Annotated in this window: 15 protein-coding genes; 10 read left to right on the forward strand and 5 right to left on the reverse strand. The window is 69.7% G+C overall.

Features of this window, described 5'->3' with window-relative positions:
* The first annotated feature begins 17 nt into the window (after positions 1-17).
* The 4 genes from dnaG (at position 18) to ABH935_RS24295 (ending at position 6,420) form a co-directional block, all read left to right on the forward strand.
* Positions 18-2,162: a DNA primase gene (dnaG, locus tag ABH935_RS24280; protein WP_370380216.1), complete on the forward strand. Its 2,145-nt coding sequence runs from the start codon at positions 18-20 to the stop codon at positions 2,160-2,162.
* A gap of 127 nt (positions 2,163-2,289) precedes the next feature.
* Complete coding sequence (locus ABH935_RS24285) at positions 2,290-3,462, forward strand: RNA polymerase sigma factor (protein ID WP_370380217.1); 1,173 nt, start codon at positions 2,290-2,292, stop codon at positions 3,460-3,462.
* A 101-nt stretch (positions 3,463-3,563) separates the two neighbouring features.
* Positions 3,564-5,216, forward strand: a complete 1,653-nt coding sequence (locus ABH935_RS24290; RefSeq protein ID WP_370380218.1) for an FGGY family carbohydrate kinase — start codon at positions 3,564-3,566, stop codon at positions 5,214-5,216.
* Between the two features lie 259 nt (positions 5,217-5,475).
* Positions 5,476-6,420, forward strand: a complete 945-nt coding sequence (locus ABH935_RS24295) for a hypothetical protein (protein ID WP_370380219.1) — start codon at positions 5,476-5,478, stop codon at positions 6,418-6,420.
* 895 nt (positions 6,421-7,315) lie between these two features.
* On the opposite strand, the gene ABH935_RS24300 is transcribed toward ABH935_RS24295, so the two are convergent.
* Positions 7,316-8,275, reverse strand: a complete 960-nt coding sequence (locus tag ABH935_RS24300) for a hypothetical protein (protein WP_370380220.1) — start codon at positions 8,273-8,275, stop codon at positions 7,316-7,318.
* Positions 8,276-8,652: 377 nt separating this feature from the next.
* On the opposite strand from ABH935_RS24300, the gene ABH935_RS24305 reads away from it, so the two are divergent.
* The 3 genes from ABH935_RS24305 to ABH935_RS24315 all read left to right on the forward strand — a co-directional run bounded on the left by ABH935_RS24305 (position 8,653) and on the right by ABH935_RS24315 (position 11,489).
* On the forward strand, positions 8,653-9,927 hold the full coding sequence (locus tag ABH935_RS24305; RefSeq protein ID WP_370380221.1) for an alpha/beta fold hydrolase: 1,275 nt from the start codon (positions 8,653-8,655) through the stop codon (positions 9,925-9,927).
* Between the two features lie 75 nt (positions 9,928-10,002).
* A complete protein-coding gene (locus ABH935_RS24310) occupies positions 10,003-11,136 on the forward strand; it encodes a hypothetical protein (protein ID WP_370380222.1) in 1,134 nt (377 codons plus the stop codon).
* Between the two features lie 119 nt (positions 11,137-11,255).
* Positions 11,256-11,489, forward strand: coding sequence for an anti-sigma factor (locus ABH935_RS24315; RefSeq protein ID WP_370380223.1), 234 nt, complete (start codon positions 11,256-11,258; stop codon positions 11,487-11,489).
* Positions 11,490-11,496: 7 nt separating this feature from the next.
* Here ABH935_RS24315 and ABH935_RS24320 read toward each other — a convergent pair whose 3' ends face one another.
* Positions 11,497-12,237, reverse strand: coding sequence for an RNA polymerase sigma factor (locus tag ABH935_RS24320; protein WP_370380224.1), 741 nt, complete (start codon positions 12,235-12,237; stop codon positions 11,497-11,499).
* Between the two features lie 216 nt (positions 12,238-12,453).
* Here ABH935_RS24320 and ABH935_RS24325 point away from each other — a divergent pair, with 216 nt between their 5' ends.
* Both ABH935_RS24325 and ABH935_RS24330 read left to right on the forward strand, forming a co-directional pair.
* Positions 12,454-13,623 (forward strand): lactonase family protein, encoded by a 1,170-nt coding sequence (locus ABH935_RS24325; protein WP_370380225.1) that lies wholly within the window; start codon positions 12,454-12,456, stop codon positions 13,621-13,623.
* 339 nt (positions 13,624-13,962) lie between these two features.
* Entirely contained in the window at positions 13,963-14,553 is a 591-nt protein-coding gene (locus ABH935_RS24330; RefSeq protein ID WP_370380322.1) for a hypothetical protein, read from the forward strand.
* A 238-nt stretch (positions 14,554-14,791) separates the two neighbouring features.
* On the opposite strand, the gene ABH935_RS24335 is transcribed toward ABH935_RS24330, so the two are convergent.
* On the reverse strand, positions 14,792-17,236 hold the full coding sequence (locus ABH935_RS24335) for a putative Ig domain-containing protein (protein WP_370380226.1): 2,445 nt from the start codon (positions 17,234-17,236) through the stop codon (positions 14,792-14,794).
* Between the two features lie 402 nt (positions 17,237-17,638).
* On the opposite strand from ABH935_RS24335, the gene ABH935_RS24340 reads away from it, so the two are divergent.
* Complete coding sequence (locus ABH935_RS24340; protein WP_370380227.1) at positions 17,639-18,487, forward strand: alpha/beta fold hydrolase; 849 nt, start codon at positions 17,639-17,641, stop codon at positions 18,485-18,487.
* Positions 18,488-18,533: 46 nt separating this feature from the next.
* Here ABH935_RS24340 and ABH935_RS24345 read toward each other — a convergent pair whose 3' ends face one another.
* Together ABH935_RS24345 and ABH935_RS24350 are read right to left on the reverse strand one after the other, a co-directional pair.
* Positions 18,534-19,787 carry an arginase family protein gene (locus ABH935_RS24345; RefSeq protein WP_370380228.1) on the reverse strand — a complete coding sequence of 418 codons (1,254 nt, stop codon included), beginning with the start codon at positions 19,785-19,787 and terminating at the stop codon, positions 18,534-18,536.
* Positions 19,784-20,008, reverse strand: a complete 225-nt coding sequence (locus ABH935_RS24350; RefSeq protein ID WP_370380229.1) for a hypothetical protein — start codon at positions 20,006-20,008, stop codon at positions 19,784-19,786. Before ABH935_RS24350 ends, ABH935_RS24345 begins: the two co-directional genes overlap by 4 nt.
* Positions 20,009-20,416: the final 408 nt, after the last annotated feature.

A 20,416-nucleotide genomic window follows, 5' to 3' on the forward strand; every position in this document is an offset into this window, starting at 1 on the left:
GCCTATAAACTCTGTCTGTGGCTGGACGGATCAATGACGACGACATCGAGCGAGTACGCAAGGCGGCCTCGATCGTCGATGTCGTCGGCGCCGTGGTCCAACTCCGCAACGGCGGCGGCGGGAACCTGAAGGGCCTGTGCCCCTTCCATGACGAGAAGTCGCCGTCCTTCCAGGTCAGCCCGGCCAAGAACTTCTACCACTGCTTCGGCTGCGGGGTCGGCGGCGACGTCATCAAGTTCATGATGGAGTACGACCACCTCACCTTCGCCGAGGCGGTCGAGCGGCTGGCGAGTCAGTACAACATCGAGCTGCGCTACACCGAGGGCGGCTACACGAAGCAGGGGGAGGGGCGCAGCGAGCGCACCCGGCTGATCGACGCGCACAAGGTCGCCACCGAGTACTTCGTCGACCAGCTCTCCACCCCGGCCGCCGCCAAGGCCCGGGAAGTCCTGAGCGCGCGCGGCTTCGACGCCTCGGCGATCGAGCAGTTCCGCGTCGGGTTCGCCCCGGAATCGTGGGAATCGCTGGTCCGCCACCTGCGCGCCCGCGGCTTCACCGACAAGGAGATCCTGACCGGCGGTCTGGCCTCCGAGGGCAGCCGCGGCGCGATGGACCGCTTCCGCAACCGGCTGATGTGGCCGATCGCCGACCTGTCCGGCGACGTCATCGGGTTCGGCGGGCGCCGGCTCACCGACGACCCGGACACTCCGAAGTACCTCAACAGCCCCGAGACGCCGATCTACAAGAAGTCCTCGGTGCTCTACGGCCTGGAGATGGCGCGCAAGGAGATCGTCAAGCAGGAGCGGGCGGTCGTGGTCGAGGGCTACACCGACGTGATGGCCTGCCATCTGGCCGGCGTCCCGACCGCGGTGGCCACCTGCGGCACCGCGTTCGGCGAGGAGCACATCAAGATCCTGCGACGGCTGCTGGCCGACCGGAACCAGTTCCTCGGTGTCGAGGTGGTCTTCACCTTCGACGGTGACTCCGCCGGGCAGAAAGCCGCTATGCGTGCCTATCTCGACGAGGACAAGTTCGTCACGCAGACCTTCGTCGCCGTCGAGCCCAGCGGCATGGACCCGTGCGATCTGCGGCTGGCCAAGGGCGACGCGGCGGTGCGCGAGCTGGTCGCGACCCGGACCCGGCTGTTCGAGTTCGTGATCCGTGCCGAGCTGGCCAAGCAGAACCTCGACGAGTCCGAGGGCCGGGTGCACGCCCTGCGCACCACCGCGCCGATCGTGGCGAAGATCCGCGACTCGGCGCTGCGCAACGACTACACGCGCCGGCTGGCCGGCTGGCTCGGGCTGGAGGAGCGGGACGTGCAGGCCACGGTCCGCCGGCTGCTCGCGGCTTCCGGGGTTCGGCCGGAGGTGCCGGTCTCCGGCGGACCGGGCGGTGGCGGCCAGGGCGGCGGATACGGGTCCTCTCCGGGCCGTGGCGGCGACTGGGGCGACCGCCGGGGGAATCAGGGCTCGAACAGCCGGCGCGGCGGCTACGGAGGCGGCCAGGGCGGTTCGGGCGGCCGGGACGGCGGCGGCTACGGCGGCGGTCGCGGCAGTGGCCGGGGCGGCGGACGTGACGACCGGGGCGGGTACGGCGGCCGCGACGATCGAGGCGGCTACGGCGGCGGTTATGGAGGCGGCGGATACGGCTCGCCGAACCAGGACGGCCTGTTCGGCGCCGAGGCCGCGACCGTTCCGGGACACCGCGATCCGGTCGCCGGCGCCGAGCGCGAGGCGTTGAAGATGGCGTTGCAATTCCCGCAACTGGCCGGCGTCACTTTCGACGGCCTGGCGCCCGAGGAGTTCACCGTTCCCGCGTATGCCGCGGTGTGCGCCGCGGTGCGCGCGGCCGGCGGCTGCACCACCGGCAATGACAACAACTGGACCGGCCGGGTTCAAGATCAGGCCCCTGACGACGCCATCCGCGGCCTGGTCACCGAGCTGACCGTGGAGCCGGTGCACTCGCGCGGCCCTGCGGACGAACGGTATGTCGCCGAAGTCATGACAAGGGTCCGCATCCACACTGTCGACCGCCGTATCAAGGGCGTGAGATCCAAACTGCAGCGGTTGAATCCCGTTACCGGACAAGAGGAATACAACAAACTCTTCGGTGAACTCGTGGCGTTGGAGCAATACAAGCGTGGCCTGGCGGAAGTCTCATAACGGTCACGGTTTCGTGACCGGCGGGCGACACTGATCTTGGACTGGTTTCCGTTATCTGGGATAGCTCTGCGGCGCGCGGGGTAAGCGTGTGGCGAAGACGTCGCGAACCCCCACCTTGGAGCTTGTCGTGAACAGTGCTGTCGCACAGGGACCGGTGGCCCTCCTCGACACCCTCGCGCCGACCCCCCACCCCACTTCTTCGTCCGCGGCTGAGGCCCGGACCGCTGTCGGTCTGGGCGAGCCGGAGGAACTAGGTCCCCTGCGAGTCCCAAGCCCTGCCGGGCCGGAGATCGCAGAGCTCGAAGCGGTGCTGGAGGAAGAGGCCGAAACCGAGCCGGAGAAGGAAGCCGAGGCGGATTCTAAGGTCAACGCCTGGGCCGACTCCGCCGGACCGGCCGGCGACCTGTTCCGGCAGTACCTGCGGGAAATCGGTCGGGTGCCGCTGCTCAACGCGGTGCTGGAGGTGGAACTCGCGCAGGCCGTCGAGGCCGGCCTGTTCGCCGAGGAGAAGTTGACCTACGAGACCCACCTCAAGCCGCAACTGCGCCGCGAACTGGCGATCCTGGTCCTGGAGGGCCAGGCCGCCAAGCGCCGCCTGATCGAGGCGAACCTGCGGCTGGTGGTGTCGATCGCCAAGCGCTACCTCGGCCGCGGCATGTCGATCCTGGACCTGGTCCAGGAGGGCAACCTCGGTCTGATCCGCGCGGTCGAGAAGTTCGACTACACCCGCGGCTACAAGTTCTCGACGTATGCCACCTGGTGGATCCGGCAGGCGATGAGCCGCGCGCTGGCCGACCAGGCCCGCACCATCCGGGTGCCGGTGCACGTGGTCGAGCTGATGAACCGCGTGGTCCGGCTGCAGCGCCGGCTGTTGCAGGAGAACGGCGTCGAGCCGTCGCCGGACGACATCGCGGAGGTCCTGGGCGTCGCGGTGGAGCGCGTCGTCGAAGTGCTGCGCCTGGCCCAGGAGCCGGTGTCGCTGCACGCGCCGGTCGGCGAAGAGGACGACGTGGCGCTCGGCGACCTCATCGAGGACGCCGACGCGGTCTCCCCGGCCGACTCGGTCGCCGTGGTGATGCTGCGCGAGCACCTGGACGCGCTGCTGTCCACGCTCGGCGAGCGGGAGAAGCGCGTGGTGCAACTGCGCTACGGGCTCACCGACGGCCAGCCGCACACGCTGGAGGAGATCGGGCGCACGTTCGGCGTGACGCGGGAGCGGATCCGGCAGATCGAGGCCAAGACGCTGGCCAAGCTGCGCGGGCACACCTACGCCGATCAGCTGCTTGACTACCTGCGATGACGGTGGGTCACCAACAGGACACTGAATCGCACCGGACCTGCGGAACTCCTTTGGGCGGGACCTGTTTCCGGCGCGCGGCGCATACGGCATGATCTGGCGTCATGCCGATCGTCGCGGGTATCGATTCCTCGCCCAGCACCACACGGGTCGTCGTCTGCGATGCCCTGAGCGGGAAGGTGATCCGGAAATCGGCGGTGGCCCACCCCGCCGCCGGTGACGACGACCCGCGCGAGTGGTGGAACGCGCTCGTCAAAGCCTGCGACGGCGACATCCTGGACGGGGTCCAGGCGGTCGCCGTCTCCGGGCAGCGCCAGGCGCTGGTCGCGCTGGACAACGCCGGGGGAGTGGTACGCCCGGCGCTGATGTCCACCGACTTCCGCGCCGCCAACTCCGCCGACGACCTCGTCGTCGAGGGCGGCGGGCCGGGCGCCTGGGCGACCGCGGTCGGCTCGGTGCCGACCGCCGCCTTCCCGATAGCCAAGCTGCGCTGGCTGGCGCAGCGCGAGCCGGAGAACGCCGCGCGGGTGGCCGCCGCGCTCCAGCCGCACGACTGGCTCACCTGGCTGCTCCTCGGCGCCTCCGCCGCGCCGGTCACCGACCGCGGCGAGGCCTCCGGCACCGGCTACTGGTCGCCGTTCTCCAACGACTACCGCACGGCCCTGCTGATCCACGCCTTCGGCCGGGAACTGGCCGTGCCGCGAGTACTCGGCCCGGTCGAGCCGGCCGGGACCACCAACGCCGGGGTTTTAGTGGCGCCCGGCACCGGCTCGGCGATGGCGCAGGTGCTCGGCCTGTCCGCGGAGCCCGGCGACGTCGTGATCAGCGTCGGCGCCACCGGCACGCTGTTCGCCGGCGGCCTGGAGCGCCCGATCGCCGACCCGAGCGGCACCGTCTCCGGGTTCGCCGACGCCACCGGCGCCTTCCTGGCCATGGCCCGCACCGGCGAGGCGATGCCGACGCTGGAGGCCGCCGCGAAGATGACCGGCGTGGACCTGCAGGGCCTGTCTCGGCTCGCGCTGGAGTCCACCCCCGGCGCGCAGGGCGTGGTCCTGGTGCCGCCGATGGCCGGCCAGCCCGGCTCGCTGACCGGACTCCGGCTGGCCCGGATGACCGCGCCGAACCTGGCTCGCGCGGCGGTGGAGGGGATGCTCTGCGGGATAGCCGAGGGCCTGGACGCGCTGGGCGCGCAGATGGCCGCGGTGGGAACCCCGCTGCGGCGCGTGATACTCACCGGCAAGGGCGCGCGGCTGGACGCGGTGCGGCTGATAGCCCCGGCGATCTTCGGGGTGCCGGTCGCGGTCGCGGTGTCCGGCTCGTTCGAGGACGGACCCGGCGGCGGCCTGACGTCCACCGGTGTGTTCGCGGCCCTGGACGCCACCGGCGTGCCGCGTCCCGGGTCGGGGCGGCCCACCGGCGCGGTGATGCTCGGCGGCAGCGAGATCATGGCGATCGGCGCGGCCCGGCAGGCGGCGTGGGTGCTGGCGGCGTCCACGGCGCCCGGCGGCGAGGCGCCGAAGGCGCCGCCTACGTGGAACGAGGCGGTGATGTTCAAGGACTCGCCGAACGTTAAGGCTGGTATTGGGGCAGGGGTGCGGGCGCAGTATGCGGGGGCTCGGGAGGCCATGATGGCGTCTATGGAGGTGCTGGCTACTCCGACGCCGCCTGGGGGTGGGGGCTCGGGCGGGGGTGCTGGTGCGGGTCAAGGTGGGAATGCCGTAGGAAGTACCGTCCCGGCTGGGGTACTGCCGCAGTAGCCTGCGCTCTCCGTGTGAGGACACACCAGGGGGAGCGATGCGTGGGTGGGGAACGGCTGGGTGCAGGGGGTCGGCGGGCAGGGCGATACTGGGTTTGTCATTGGCGGGATCAGTGGGGTTGGCGGGGTTGGCAGGATTGGCGGGGCTGGCGGGCTGCTCCACCTCCGGGACCGTGGGTGCCGTCGGGAAACCCTCAGGCAGCACCGCTCCGACCGGCGGGCCCAGCAGTAGTTCGGCTGCGCCGACGCATCAGTCTGGGGTGCCGGACAGCTCGACCTCGGCCTCGTCGTCGGCCTCGTCGTCGGCGGTGCCGGACGCCACCGTGTCCCAGGACGATGCTGCGGCGGCGCTGAAGGCGTATCAGGCTGAGAACAACGCCGCGAACGCTGCCTTGGACACCACCGCGATCGCTAAGGCCGAGAGCGGATCGTTGCTGGCACTGGACCAGTGCAACATGGTCTACGACCAGGGCGCCGGGGGGACCCGGGCTAAGCAGGACGAGGCGGCGATCGCGCTGAACAACGCGGCGTTCTATCCCGTGCGCGCTACGGATTATCCGAGGGCGTTCTTCGCCACGGCGACAGGCGTCCAGTCCGGTCAGCCGAACAGCTCGGTCCTGATCCACTTTATACAGGATAAATCGGGCGCGCCGTGGCTGGTGGACTTCGACGTGGCCCTCACCTCGGGCCAGCAGTGGCCGGCGTTCGCCGTCGACTCCAGCGGCGCGCTGGACTACACCGCGACACACCTGGACCAGCTGGCGCTGAGCACGGTGGACTTGGCCGCCGCCGACCGGACCGTGCTCGCAGATAACAACGCGGGCCAGCCCGGCTCGCCGTTCCTCAGCGACGACGCGACGAATGCCGAGCAGAAGTGGATCACGAACGAGGGTAGTAGTGAGGCCGGCGCCACCTCGTCGTTGACGGTGACTACGGATCTGAACCCGGCGCCGACGTACATCCCGCTTAAGGACGGCGGTGAGCTGGCGCTGTACGGGACCCGGACCGCGGTGCGCACGGCGGAATCGGGGCACACGTTCACGTTCGGCGATCGGGGGTGGGCGAAGGTGGCGGGGGCTGACAGTGTGGTCGGGGGCTTTACTGCGGAGGCGGTGTGGATGAACGCTGCGATCGATCCGGCGGATAGGGCGGCGAAGATTCAGAAGATTGCTTACGGCGGTGGGTTGGTTTCGGTGCATGGGTGAGGGGCTTGGGTGGTTTTGCGGGTGCGGGTGCAGGTGCGGTTGTTTTGTTGGTTTGCAGGCGATTTTTACGGCTTCGCGCAGGGGATGATGGCCTCGCAGGGGACGCAGTTCGGTTGTGCCCCGCAGGTCGCGCTGGCGGGTGGCGGCTGGCGGTTTTGGTGTCGGTGTCGGCGGCGCGTGCTATATCTATGTATAAGGGGCGATAATTCCATAACAAAATGCCGGCATGATCGACTCGCACACCAGGCTGCGCTGGCGGCTGGCGGTTTTCGTGGGCAAGACCGCGCGGCGGTCCGAGTCACTGCGCATGTCGTAGGCGGCAATCGTCGTGCGTGGTGGGCACCTTGAGGCCTCCGGCGGGCGCTCTACAGCGAGGGGGCGACCCGTGCGACCTGCTGTCTGGCGGCGGCCCGCGACTGGTCGGCTCCCTTTACGCTGTTGCCTGCGTCGCGCTGCTTGCCGGCGGTCGCTGCTTGTGGTCACCAGGGTTCTGTGCCCCTCGCCACGTCGTCGCCTTACGGAACCAGCCCGGTTTGGTGGCGTCAAGCCGCATCGCTGTTGCTGTGGTGCTGCCTCGTCCGGCTGGACACCACCAAACCGGGCAGGTTGGCTTCGCCCGCCGACGCGGCGAGGGACCCAGAACCAACACCCCGCATGGTCCTTCGGACCCCCTCACCGCGTGGTCGGCCACGCTGGCCCGTCGCCCCCGAAGTCTCAGCTCCGACTACCGGCTTGGCAGCTGTGCCGCTGCGGCCGGGCGCTGGGCGCTGGCGCGGTCGTGCGCGCCGATAGCGCAGGGCCGGCCCCCGCGCGGACGGGGACCGGCTCTGGCGTTTCTCACTTCAGGAAGCTGACCCGCGTCGGATCAGGCATCCGTTTGGTGACCGTTGGTTCCTCAGCCCGACATCGCGCAGCCGTTGGCTGCGTTGCTCCACGTCGGCTGCATGGCGAAGCTGCCGGTGGAGAGGCTGATCGAGCCGAGGTTGTACCAGGCGCACAGGTCGCCGTTTTCTTCGCCGTCGCTGGCTACCCAGCCTGAGGAGGGCTGGGGGTCGGTGGCTGATTCGGCGTATTCGTGGCCTTCTACGATGCTGAAGCCGTCGAGCTGGCTGGAGACGCTGTTCGCGCCGCAGCTGCTGCCGGCGTCCAGGACGTACGGCATGTTGGTGTAGGACACCGTGCCGTCGTAGTCGTGCCAGGCGCAGAAGCCGGAGTTCGGGAAGCCGTCGGGGTTGGTGCCGGAGGGGCTCAGCACCACGATCTGGGTGTCGCCGGTCGGGGTGATCCCGAAGTGCGACACGCCGTTCTCTGCCTCGGCGGCGATGTCCGACTGGGCTGCGGACTGCGGGGCCGCGTTGCCGTCGTCCACCCAGGTGCCGGCCAGGACGGCGCCGCCGAAGGTCGGGCCCGAGCCGGAGTTGTCGGTGTACTGGCTGGTGACCGTCGACCAGGAGTCCGAGCTGGTGCCCAGGCCGCTGAACAGGTTCTGCATGTAGCTCTGGACGCCGTTGGAGTCACTGTCCCACTGGGAACCCCAGAAGACGAGGTACACCTGGACGTTGTGCTGGACGGGGCCGCCGCCGTAGTTCAGCGGACCGCCGGTGCCGCCGGACCGGGGCGACGAGAAGGTGTGGACCCGAGAGGCCGTCGACGCTGTCGACGTCGACCGCATCGGGACGATGCCGAACCGGCCGTGCGGCTGCGGCTTGTGGTGCTTGGCCGGGGCGGCGGTGTGTGCCGCCGCGGCCGATGCCGTCCCGCCGCCCAGGGCGGCCAGGCCTGCGGCCAGCGCGAGGGCGCCGACCACGGCCATGCTCCGGCGAAGCCGGCGCGGGGCGAGGTTCCGTTCACTCATTTCCCAGTACTCCATTCCGTCGCACCTGGAAGCACGCGGGCAGGGGTGGGGCCCGCGGACTGGTGGCGACTGTGGGGGAATCCGGGCGGAGCGGGATGGTCCACCCGGCGGAGCAGCGGGATCAGTGACTTGATGTCAGGTCTCTGAACCCACTGCGACGGAACCTAGCGCCGACCGCTGGAGCGGTCGAGGAATGATCGGGTCAAAGATGTCAAGAAGGAGTAAAGGTCCGTCCATTGCGTCCATTCAGTCACACCAGTCACTTGCGTCACAGAACTGCGGGGGTGGCGCGAAGGGAGCCCGTGAGCAGCGCGTGAGAGAACAAGGGCAGGAGGGGGGATTCGGCAAGGGTGGGTGCGTCGGGGATGCTTGACCCCATGCCCACCTCGCTCAAGGTCACCTTCACCGGCGGCGGCGACACCGCCCTGGCCGCCCGTCTGGAGCTTCCCGACGGCGCCGAGCCTCGCGCGTACGCGATCTTCGCCCACTGCTTCACCTGCGGCAAGGACGCCGTCGCGGCCTCCCGCATCGCCCGGGCCCTGACCGACCACGGCATCGCCGTCCTGCGCTTCGACTTCACCGGGTTGGGCCAGTCCGGCGGCGACTTCGGCAACACCGGCTTCAGTTCCAACGTGCAGGACCTGGTCGCCGCGGCCGACTACCTGCGCGCCGAGCACGCCGCCCCGAGCCTGCTCGTCGGCCACTCTCTCGGCGGCGCGGCGGTCCTGGCGGCCCGGCACCTGGTCCCTGAAGTACGCGCCGTGGCGACGATCGGCGCGCCGGCCGACCCCTCGCACGTCGCACACCTGCTGCGCGACGCCCGCGACACCATCGAGCGCGAGGGCGAGGCGACGGTCTCGCTCGGCGGCCGCGACTTCTGCGTCCGCCGCAGCTTCCTCGCCGACATCGCCGACCAGCCGCAGGCCGAACGCATCCGCGACCTGAAGGCCGCGCTACTGGTCATGCACTCCCCGCAGGACGAGGTGGTCGGCGTCGACAACGCCCGGCAGATCTTCGACACCGCGCGGCATCCGAAGTCGTTCGTCTCCCTGGACGGCGCCGACCACCTGCTGACCCGCCGCCCTGACGCGGAGTACGCGGCGTTGGTGCTCGCGGCGTGGGCCTCGCGCTACCTGCCTTCGAAGGATTCGAAGGATTCTGTCGCTGAAGCGCAACAGACCAACTTCGAAGTGCCGCAGGACACTGCGGTAATCGTCACCGAGACCGGAACCGGGGCCCTGCAACAACTGATCACCGCCGGACGCCACCACCTCGTCGCCGACGAACCGGTGCCGATCGGCGGCGACACCGGCCCGAACCCCTACGATCTCCTGCTCGCCGCATTGGGCGCCTGCACCTCGATGACCTTGCGGATGTACGCGGACCGCAAGAGCCTGCCGCTGGAGAAGGTGACGGTCGCCTTGCGCCACGACCGGATCCACGCCAAGGACTGCGAGGAGTGCGAAAGCACCGCCGGATTCATAGACCGCATCGATCGCGTGGTCCAGCTTGAGGGTCCGCTGACGCAGGAACAGCGGGCGCGGCTTCTGGAGATCGCGGACAAGTGCCCGGTGCACCGGACGCTGACGTCCGAAACCGTCATCCACACATCGCTTCACAGCGATGATCAAGCCCTGACCGGCGAACAGTAACGAATCAAGGCCCTGTCGCCTCTGGTATCACTGGAGGCGGCACTTCGTCGTCTCCGGACGCGGAGGTGAATGACCATGTTCTCTAAGACCAGGTCGCTATCGGCGCTGGCTGCAGCGGGAGCGCTGGCCGTGATGACGGCCGGCGGCGCGCAGGCCGCAGCCGGATGGCAGCAGGAGCCGGTACCGATCCCGTCCGGCAACATCGCCGCGCTGACGGCCGTCGCGCCGCACGTCACGTGGGCCGCCGGATTCGAGGTGACGTCGACCGGCGGCAAGACCGAGCGGCTCAATCCGGTGGTGCTCTCCCGCGACGACCGCACCGGCCGGGGCTGGCAGCGTGTGGTGACGCCGGGCGACACGGTGAGCTCGCGCGTGAACGCCATCTCCGCGCACGGCAAGGACGACGTGTGGGTCGTCGGGGACAACGACTCCGGCAACCCTGTCGTCTACGGCGCCCCGATCTTCACCGAGCACTGGGACGGCCATGCCTGGAAGACCGCGTCGGCCCCGGTGCCCTCCGACACGCTCGCGGCCAGTCTGCTCGGTGTCAGCACCCTGAATCAGCACGACGCGTGGGCCGTCGGCGCCGTGCAGCGGCTCGACGGGAACGTGTCCACCGGCGAGAGCGTGATCGAGCACTGGGACGGATCGTCCTGGCAGGCGGTCAAGCTGCCCGTCGACCCCGCCGCCACCTACCTGTCCTCGATCAGCGCGAGCGGCCCGAACGACGTGTGGGCGGCCGGCTCCCTGAACCAGCAGTCGGTGATCCTGCACTTCGATGGCAAGACCTGGTCCCAGGTGCCGAACCTGCCGACGGCCACCGGCGGCTCCGAGTTCGACACGATCGCGGCCGACGGCCCGAACGACGTCTGGGCCGCCGGCGACAGCGGCACCGCCTCCGGCCCGCTGGTCGAGCACTTCGACGGACACTGCTGGACTCAGATCGCGGCTCCCGGCACCGGCGAGATCTTCGCCATCGCCAAGACGCGTTCAGGCACCGCGTTCATCGGCTACACGCGGAACACCGGCGCGCCCTACGGCGAGGCGTACGACGGCCGGACCTGGACCGATCTGAACCTGCCGGCGCTCGGCGTGTTCGACTCGCCCTACGGCGCGGTCGCGGACGACGGCACGCTCACGGTGTCCGGGGCCTACGACACAACGGACGGCGCCATGCACCCGCTGATGGTCAGCCGCCCGTACAACTAACTACTCAAGGCAGTCGGCGCCCCGCTGACTACGTCCTGATGCTTTCGCTCGCGGCCTCGCATGCTCCCGGGTCGGCGTGATCCAATGGTGGAACGGCCGCCGACTCGGGAGGAGACCCCATGGACTGCGACGAGTTCGTAGAACTGGTCACGGACTTCCTCGAAGGTGCCCTCCCCGACGCCGACGAAGCGCGCTTCGTCGAGCACCTGACCGCCTGCGACGGCTGCGAGACCTACCTCGCGCAGTTCCGCCAGACCATCGACACCCTCGGTGAGCTGCCTGCGGAGTCCATATCCGGCGAGGCGCGCGACAAGCTCCTCACTGCCTTCCGCGGGTTCCACCGGGGGGAGTGAACGCGGTTCAGCCCCGGCCGCAGTCTCGGAGCGTCGGCCTCGCAGCCTCGGCCCCGTGCCGCCCGGAACGCCTCGGCCGGCTGCTCGTGCCGCTGTGCCGTTGTGGCTCGACCGGGGCGAAGTACGTCTCCAACCGCGTTCGCACCGCGGCCCGCGCTCGATGCAGGATCACCCGCTGGTTCCCCGGCGAGATGTTCAGCAGGTGGCAGACCTCGTCGGAGGTGTAGCCCTCCACGTCCCGCAGCGTCACCACGACCCGATGCCGATCCGGCAGCGCCGCCAGCGCCTCGCCGACGACCCGCCGCACCTCGCCGTGCAGCGCCTCGCTCTCCGGCAACGCCCACGCCTGCGGCTTCTCGCCCGGATTCCAGTGCCCCGGATACGCATCGGTGTCCGGCCGGAAGCGTGACGGATCCACCGACGGTCCCTCGTCCTCCGGGATCAGGCTGCTGAACGGCAGCGTCCGGCTCTCCTTGACGCCGCGTCCCTTGGCAATGTTGACCAGGATCCGGAACACCCACGTCTTCAGCGACGAGCGGCTCTCGAAGCGGCCGAGTCCCTGGATGACCCCGAGCCAGGACTCCTGCACGACCTCTTCGGCGGAGTCCCCGGTCGAGACGAACGAGCGCGCCAACCGCAGCATCGACGGCGACCACGCGTCCACCACCAAGCGGAACGCCGCCTCGTCCCCGACGCGCAACCGCGCGACGAGCTCGGCGTCCGGCGGTAGCCGGGACGGATCCCCCACGACGACTCCCTGCGGCTGCGGTCTGCGGTCTGCGGTCTGCGGTCTGGCGATGGAAACAGTAGCCCGTTCCGGCCCGGTTCCATGATCAGTTCCTCGACTTGTAAGGACTCTCAAGTCGGCGGCCTGTAACGCCTGGCCCGGAAACGGAACTGCACATGTGTGCGGACCTGAGTCCGCCGCATCTGTATGAACCGCGAACGAGGAGTGCATCCCGTCATGTCCAAGATTTCCCGTCGCACGAGCCTGTCCATAGCAGCCCTCACCTTCGGCGGCGCGGCCATCGCGCTGACCGCCGCCCCGGCGAACGCGGCCACCTCGGACGCTGCCTCGGCCCCTGCCGTCGCCGCTCACACCGTCAACGGCTCCGACGCTGTCTTCGTCCAGACCGACAACATCGCGGGCAACCAGGTGGCCTCCTACCACCGCGCCGCCGACGGCACTCTGACCCTGGCCCACACCTACAACACCGGCGGTCTCGGCGGCATCCTCACCGGCAGCGCTGTCGACCACACCGCCTCGCAGGGCGCGCTCACCTACGATGCCGCGCACCATCTGCTCTACGCGGTCAACGCGGGCAGTAACACGGTCTCGGTGTTCGCCGTCCACGGTGCCGGGCTCACGCTGAGCCAGGTCGTCTCCTCCGGCGGTGCGTTCCCGGTCAGCGTCGCAGTGCACGGAGACGTCGTCTACGTGCTGAACGCCGAGAACGGCGCGAACATTCAGGGCTACCGGGTCTCGGACGGCCGCCTTGAGCTCCGGAAGGACTGGAACCGTCCGCTCGGCCTGGACGCCACCGGGACACCGCAGTTCACCCACACCCCGGGCCAGGTCGGCTTCACCGGCGACGGCCGGCAGCTGGTCGTGACCACCAAGGCCGCGAGCAACGACGTGCTCGTCTACCGCCTCGGCTTCGACGGCACCCCGGCACAGAGCCCGACCGTCAACTCGTTCCCCGGCACCGTGCCCTTCGCCTTCGTCGCCACCGGCCGCCACGAGATCGCCCTCGTGCAGGCCGGCGCCGGCGCGGTCGTGAGCTACCGCGTCGCCGCCGACGGCACGCTGACGCAGCAGTCCTCCTACGCCACCGGCCAGGCCGCGAGCTGCTGGATAGCCCGCGACGGCGACCTGCTGTTCGCCTCCAACGCCGGCAGCGCCACCGAGACCGGCATCCGCCTCGGCCGGGGCGGCGCCCTGACCGGCCTCGGCAACACCGCCACCGACGGGGGCACCGTCGACGCCGCGGCCGCCGGCCACAACCTGTACGTGCAGACCGGTGCCAAGGGCATCGTGGACGAGTACTCGGTCGCGCCCGACGGCTCGCTGACCGCGATCGGTTCGGTCACGGTGGCCGGCGGGGCTGGCGGCGAGGGGATCGCAGTGGGCTGATCAGCCGCGGTCCGCGATCGGGTCTGCCGCACGGCGCGCTGACCAACGTGTTCGCGAAAGCGGGGACGGCCACCCCACTTGGGCCGTCCCCGCCGCTTGGATCCGCGCTGCGGCCAGCCTAGCGTCAGGGTACTGATTACGTCCGGTGTTCGGCGATGCCGGTCGATGTTTGTTCACAACCTCGCCATCGCTTGTTGAGGGCATACGTGGGTAAATGCAGTTGTGAATCCGCAACCTGTGACATCCCCGCGACCATCTACGAGCACTGCGACCACTGCGTCGGCTGCTCGTGCCTCCCGGAGAGGGACCTGGCTTCTGGCCGCCGCGGCTGCCGCGTTGATGTTCTGGTGCGCCGGTTGCAGCAGCCAACTCCGTGCCGGCGGCGCCAATTCCGGCGGTAAATCCAGCAGCGCCCCCACCACCGCGGCGCAGGGTGGCGGCACCTCGCCTCTGGCCCGGACCCGGCTGGCGCCCGGCACCGTCACCATGCCCGCCGCCGGCATGCACTGCCACATGACCGGCAGCACTCCCACGACGTACCGGCCCGACCCCGCGTGCACCCCGGGCACCGTCGAGGACACCGTCACGCAGAACAACATCGACTCGACCATCTGCGTCACCGGCTACACCACCAAGATCCGCCCTCCGGCATCAGCCACCGACAAGGTCAAGCGCGACCTGTACGGCGCCTACGGCGTCCCGGACAGCACCACGTCAGAGCTCGACCACCTGGTCTCCCTCGAACTCGGCGGCAGCAACGACCCCAGGAACCTGTGGATAGAGCCCGGCTCCCTCCCCAACCCGAAGGACACGGTCGAGAACGCCCTGCACAAAGCCGTCTGCGACCACAAGGTCACCCTGGCCGCCGCCCAACAGGCCATAGCGACGAACTGGACCACGGCGCTCGCTGTCACGGGGGCTGGTAAGTAGCCTCCCGGCCCTCGCGCCGCGATCCTCTACACGCCGCACCCCGCACCCCGCACCCCGCACGCCGCACCCCGCACGCCGTCCGCAGCGCCCCAACCTCTCACTCGCGCCAGCTGCTGCGCGGGCTGCCCGCGCGAGAACCAGCGGAGCCGAGGCCCTGAGCGCGTAAGGCGGAAAGCCCGGATGGGCCGGCGTGTGGATTCACTCCCGCGCGCCGGCCCATCCGGTCATCCGGTGCTCGTCAGCCGAAGCTCATCGCGATGTTGTCGACGTACCCGTCATCGCCGGTCCCAGCCTGCCGCGTGTAGTTCACAGTGAACGTCACGCTGCTGGTCCCGACCGGCACCGTGCCAGTCGCCGTCTCCTCCACCAGCTCGGTCTGGTTGCCCCGCTGCGCCGCCGTGACCGGCGCGAGTGTCGCAGTGCCCAGCGACGTACCCGAGGCGTTGAGGAACGTCGCGACCAGCCCCGCGTTGTCGCCCTGCGTCGAATAGCCACCGATCCACGCCGACAGGCTGTACGGCAACGTGCCGCTGGCGATCCGCGACGCCTGCCCGCTGACGCTCACCGTCTGCGACATCGAAGCCGTCGCAGTGCTCCCGCCGTCAAAGAAAGCCTTCCCGCCGACCCCGGTCGGCTGTGGCCCCTCGGCAGCCGTCGGGAAGCCGCCGGACGCGCCATAGCAAACCTGCTGCGGCTTGTTCTTCAACGTCCAACCCTGAGCCGGCGTCCCGGTCCCGATCGAGCTCTGGCAGGACCCTGTCTCAGCACCCGGATTCACGATCGGAACGCTGTACGCGTTCGGGTTGGCAGCGACCGCCCAGCTGAAGCCCGCCCGCCCGGAAGCCCCGGTGCCGTCGGTGACGGTCACCGCCACAGCGCCAGTCCCAGCCGTCGTCGGAGTCCCGCTGATGACGCCGGTCGAGGCGTTCAGCGAGAGCCCAGCCGGCAGGCCGCTCGCCGCGTAACTCAAGGTCTGCCCGCCAGCCGAGTCGCTCGCCTGAATCTGCAGCGGGCTGATCGCGGTACCAGCGGTCGAGCTCTGTGCGCCCGGGTTGGTCACCGTGACCGTGTTCCCCGGAGCGCCGTTGGTGAAGACCTCGTTGTAAGGCGTTGCCCACTTGTCATTGTTGGTCATCGACGACGTCAGCCCGAGCGCCCCCTCGATCACCCGCGCCGTGCTGTAGTGGTCGTACCGGCTCGGGTCCTGGTACCCGGCCTTCACCGTGCCCTGCGACCCGATCACGATCGTCGCGACCTGGTTGCTCTGCCCCGGCCCGAACCCGCCGGGGGAGTTGGCCCCGTCCTCGTCCCAGGTCAGGACCAGCAGCGACTTCTGCTGCGTCCACGCCGGCGAGTTGAAGATCGTCGGCAGGTTCTGGCTCAGCCAGGTGTCGCCGGAGGCGATCCCGCAGCCCTCCATGTCGTAGCAGGAGTCGGCGTCGGCCCAGACGAAGTTCGGCGTCGTCGCGGTCGACGCCAGATCCGTGTTCATCAGCTGCGGTAGCGGCTGCCAGTGCGCCTGGCAGTAGGCGTTGTCGCTCTGCATCTTCGGGTCGTAGTAGAACGGCACGTCGTCGCTCTCGTAGTTACCCGAGTTCGAGGTCTGACAGTTGCTGGTCTGCGACTGGACGTACTGCTTCCAGGTCTTCCCGGCCCCGTCGAGGTAATAGTCGAGCCCGTTGTTCGTCGCGGCGCACGTCGGATCGGTGATGCAGTCGGCGCCTGGCGTGCTGTGGTTGCTGCGGCCGAAGGAGTTGCCGAACGCGATCGCCTCGTAGTTCGGGTCCGAGCTGTGCGTGTTGCCGTGGTAGTTCGTCAGCAGCGAGCCCATCGGGACCAGCGTGTTGTTGATGTACGGCGCGGCCGAGTCGCCGATGATGCCGGCGCCGCCGTCGACCGTGTTGGAGGACGCCGAGTAGTTGTTGTTCTCCATCATCACGACGAACACGTGGTCGTAGCCCGGGACCGTGGACGCCGGGACGCTCAGCGTCGGGGCGCTCGCGGCGGTGTCCAGGCTCAGCGCCAGGTCGTCGGCCATGCCGTCGTTCTGCGTGCCGGTCATGGTGAAGTCGACCGTGGTGGTGATCGACCGAGTCCCGACCGGGACGGAGGCCGTGGCGGACTTGGCGACGAACGAGGTCGTGCTGTTGCGGTCGGCAGCGAGCACCGGGCCGATCGAGGAGGTGCCCAGGCTGGTGCCCGAGGCGTCCCGGTACGTGATGGTGACCTGCGCCGCGTCGTTGTAGGCGGCGACCCCACCGAGGCGGGCGGAAAGCGTCGAGTGCACTCCGCCGGCGTCGATCGCGGTCGCGGCGCTGGAGACGTCAGTGGTCTGCGTCATCTCCGACGAGCCGCGCGAGCCGCCCTGGAAGTAGGCGGTGCCGTCCGCGCCCGGCGTGCTGGTGTTCGCGCCGTTCGTGGAGTTGTAGCAGTTGATGACCGGGTCGCCGGAGGTGAGGCCCCAGCCGGGGACGGTGGTCTCCTCCCAGCCGCCGGGGCTGCACTGCGAGGTCTCGGCGCCGCCGTTGAGCAGCAGGTTCGTGCCGGCGGGGGAGGAGGCGCGCGCAATGGACTGCGCAGCCGTCGCGGCCGATGCGGTACTGGCCACTCCAGCGAGCGCGCTCGCGGCGGCGACGGCCAGCGCGGCCGCCGAGGTTCGGAACAGGGGTCTGGATCGGGGCATGACGAACTTCCTCGTCGTCGAAGACAGGGTGGGGAGGGACAGTCTGCGCAGACTGGAGTGAGCGGCTCACCGCACATCGAAGACGCGGGGCAGCGCCGGGACAAGGTGTTGCGCGAAGAGTTCACAAAGACGGCGGCTATCACCGTCATAGCCCATATCGATGGGCTATAGCCGCAGCTCACGGTCCTGATAGCAGGCAACAGCGGCCCGGCGTCGGCGAAGGTGAACATAAGGTGGACGACCGCGCGGCTGAGAGCGGGACCCCGGCGTGCCGGGCAATGACCGGTGTATGCCTGCCAATCAGCGTCGTCGCGAATCTAAGTCACATTACGGAAGCCGCTCCGAAAGCCCTCCTCCTAGTGTCCATCGCATGCCACACCGATCCACTGTGTGAGGAGTCCCATGAGTACAGAAATGTCCCGCCGCAAGGTGCTGGCCGCCGGAGCGGTGCTGGCTGGGTCGGCGGCGCTGGCCGCCAGTCAAGAAGGAACGGCGGCGGCCGCGGCCCCGGCCACCACCGCGAAGGGGAGCCCGAAGGTGAAGCCCACGATCGTTCTGGTGCACGGCGGCTACGCCGACTCGTCCTGCTGGAACGCCGCCATCGCGGAGCTCCAGCACCGCGGCTACACCACGATCTGCGGGGCGAACCCGCTGCGCGGCATCCCGACCGACGCCCCGTACATCGCGAGCCTGCTGGACTCGATCACCGGTCCGGTCGTGCTGGTCGCGCACTCCATGGGCGGAACGGTCATCACCAACGCCGCCGCCGGGAAGGCGAACGTCAAGGCACTGGTCTACATCTCGGCGTTCGTGCCCGACGTCGGCGAGACGCAGGGCGACCTCATCAACAAGTTCCCCGGCAGCGAGGTCCTCCCGGTGAGCGTGCCGGTGCCGTACACCAAGGCCGACGGCACCACCGGCACCGACCTGTACCTGAGCAAGGACGGCCAGGCAGCCTTCGCGGCCGACATCCCCACCGAGACCTTCCGGGTGCTCCAGGCCACGCAGCGGCCGTTCGACGCCGCCTCCTTCACCTACCCGACCACCGCCGCGGCCTGGAAGACGATCCCGGTCTGGGGCCTGGTCGCCGGCCGGGACAAGGCGATCCCGCCGGCGTGCGAGCGCTGGATGTACACCCGCGCCAACGCCCGCAAGATCGTCGAGGTGCCGACCTCGTCCCACGTCGCGATGCTCAGCCACCCGAGGATCGTGGCCGACCTCATCAAGGACGCTGCCGAGGCCGTCAGCTGACGCTCTCACGGCACCTGCCCCGGTCTGCTCGTGCGGGCCGGGGCATTCACAGTTCGCGGCCATTTCGGCGGGGTGCGGTCGCAGCGTCGAGAACGCGCAGGATCAAGTCCGCCGCCGTCAGCGTCGAGGTCTCCCGGTCGCCCGGAATGAGCTCCACGAAGTCCATGCCGATCAGGCGCCGGTGCGCGGCCAGGTGTTCCAGGAGCGCGACGAGTTCGGCGTGGCCGAAACCGCCGGGCAGCGGTGTGCCGGTGTCGGGCAGTGCGGACGGATCCAGGCCGTCGGCGTCGACGGTCAGGTAGTACGGGATGTCCATGGGCAGGTCGGCCAGGACGGTGTCGGGATCGGTCAGTACTGCCGTGCGCCCCGGCCACACGCGGACGTGCTCCGGCCGCTCGATCTCGTACTCGGTGAGCTGGCGGATGCCGAACTGCGCTAGCACCCCGAGCCTGGTGTCCCCGACCACCCAGCTCATGAAGTTGCCGTGGTGGCAGTCGCGGCGCCAGTCGTCCGTGCGCGGGGTCGCGAAGTCGGAGTGCGCGTCGACGTGCAGCACCCCGACCCGGCCGTGAACGTCCAGCGCCGCGGTGATCAGCGGCAGGCTGATCGAGTGGTCACCGCCCAGCGTCAGCACGAACCGTCCGGCCTGGAACGCCGAGCGCGCCAGCCGGTGCAGGCCCTCCAACGAATCGCCGTTGCGGGTGTGCACCGGCTGGGAGATGTTCGCCAGGTCGGCGATCCGGACGCCGTCGAGGACGGCCCGGCCGCGCAGCGGGTCGTGCAGCCCGCGCGGCCGTCCGTCGGCGTCGCAGCGGTACTGGAACAGGGCCGTGCTGGTCTGCCGCAGCTCGTCCGGGGCGAAGCGCGAGCCGGGACGGTGGGTGGAGCCGACGTCGTACGGCATGCCGATGACCACCACGTCCGTCGTGTTCCCGGTCAGCGCCGTCGGCGCGTCCAGCACCGGGGCGCCGAACAACCCGGTGCCGGTGGACGCCGGTGACGGCGTCGGCGCCGCGGCTGCGGCGGTGCGGTAGCCGACGAGCAGCCCCGCCTCCTCCAACGCGGTCACCGCGTTCCGCGCGGACTCGCGGGCGGCGCCGGGGATCGCGGCGACCACCACGTCCACGGAGGACGGCATCGCGAACCGGGCCGCCAGTTCGGCCAGAGCCTTGCCGAGCCTGATCTCGTGCCCGCTCTCGGGGTTCCAGAACACCTGGCCGTCATCGCGGCCGCCGGTCCGGATGTATCCCGGCGCGACGACGAGAACGCGGCGGGAGTCCGGCGGCAGATCCGTGTTCATGCGAACGGTGCTGCTTCCAGGCGCCGTGGCTCCTCGCCGACGTGCTCGAACGCGAACTCCTCCGGGGCCGGGATCCGGTCGAACCGCCCCGAGTCGGCAACGCGGGGGAAGCGTGCCGGGATCTTCAGGGTGAAAGTGGTGTTGGTCTGTAACACGTCGGGCAGCGGCGGGACAGTGACCGGCATGGCGGACGGCGCATCGGCGGCGACGTAGGCGGACATGGGTCCCTCCTGGCGATCAGGACCGCTTGCGCGGCGGTCGGGCGGGAATGGTCACCAGCGTGTACCGCACCGTGGCCTAGGGTCGGGCCCGTTCTGGACTCAGTTCTCGAACGTGGCGGCCGACGTCGCCTCGTGATCCTGCGGCGTGCTCGATTCCTGCACGGGTTTCCCCTTTCTCAGGGCGCGGTGCACCGGTGCCTTCACGCAAGCCGAATGTGATCGTCTCGGCGTGAAGCTAATCAATGTCGCAGTCCATTGTCTAGACAAAGCGGATGGCTCGCTTGGACAGTCGAACGCGGTTGAACGCGACGGCGTCGTCTCCTTCATCACGAGCGGCGCCGCAGAGAGGTGCAGTCGTCAGCTCGACTTCTACTGCCGGGAATCCTTTTCTCGCCTTTTCCGGGTGTG

Source organism: Catenulispora sp. GAS73, assembly GCF_041262085.1.
Classification (GTDB): domain Bacteria; phylum Actinomycetota; class Actinomycetes; order Streptomycetales; family Catenulisporaceae; genus Catenulispora.

Coding starts and splice junctions, on each gene's coding strand:
- ABH935_RS24350 (WP_370380229.1), bottom strand. CDS start 20,008: ATGTCCGCCTACGTCGCCGCCGATGCGCCGTCCGCCATGCCGGTCACT.
- ABH935_RS24290 (WP_370380218.1), top strand. CDS start 3,564: ATGCCGATCGTCGCGGGTATCGATTCCTCGCCCAGCACCACACGGGTC.
- ABH935_RS24300 (WP_370380220.1), bottom strand. CDS start 8,275: ATGAGTGAACGGAACCTCGCCCCGCGCCGGCTTCGCCGGAGCATGGCC.
- ABH935_RS24345 (WP_370380228.1), bottom strand. CDS start 19,787: ATGAACACGGATCTGCCGCCGGACTCCCGCCGCGTTCTCGTCGTCGCG.
- ABH935_RS24330 (WP_370380322.1), top strand. CDS start 13,963: ATGTTCTGGTGCGCCGGTTGCAGCAGCCAACTCCGTGCCGGCGGCGCC.
- ABH935_RS24340 (WP_370380227.1), top strand. CDS start 17,639: ATGAGTACAGAAATGTCCCGCCGCAAGGTGCTGGCCGCCGGAGCGGTG.
- ABH935_RS24305 (WP_370380221.1), top strand. CDS start 8,653: ATGCCCACCTCGCTCAAGGTCACCTTCACCGGCGGCGGCGACACCGCC.
- ABH935_RS24325 (WP_370380225.1), top strand. CDS start 12,454: ATGTCCAAGATTTCCCGTCGCACGAGCCTGTCCATAGCAGCCCTCACC.
- ABH935_RS24310 (WP_370380222.1), top strand. CDS start 10,003: ATGTTCTCTAAGACCAGGTCGCTATCGGCGCTGGCTGCAGCGGGAGCG.
- ABH935_RS24315 (WP_370380223.1), top strand. CDS start 11,256: ATGGACTGCGACGAGTTCGTAGAACTGGTCACGGACTTCCTCGAAGGT.
- ABH935_RS24335 (WP_370380226.1), bottom strand. CDS start 17,236: ATGCCCCGATCCAGACCCCTGTTCCGAACCTCGGCGGCCGCGCTGGCC.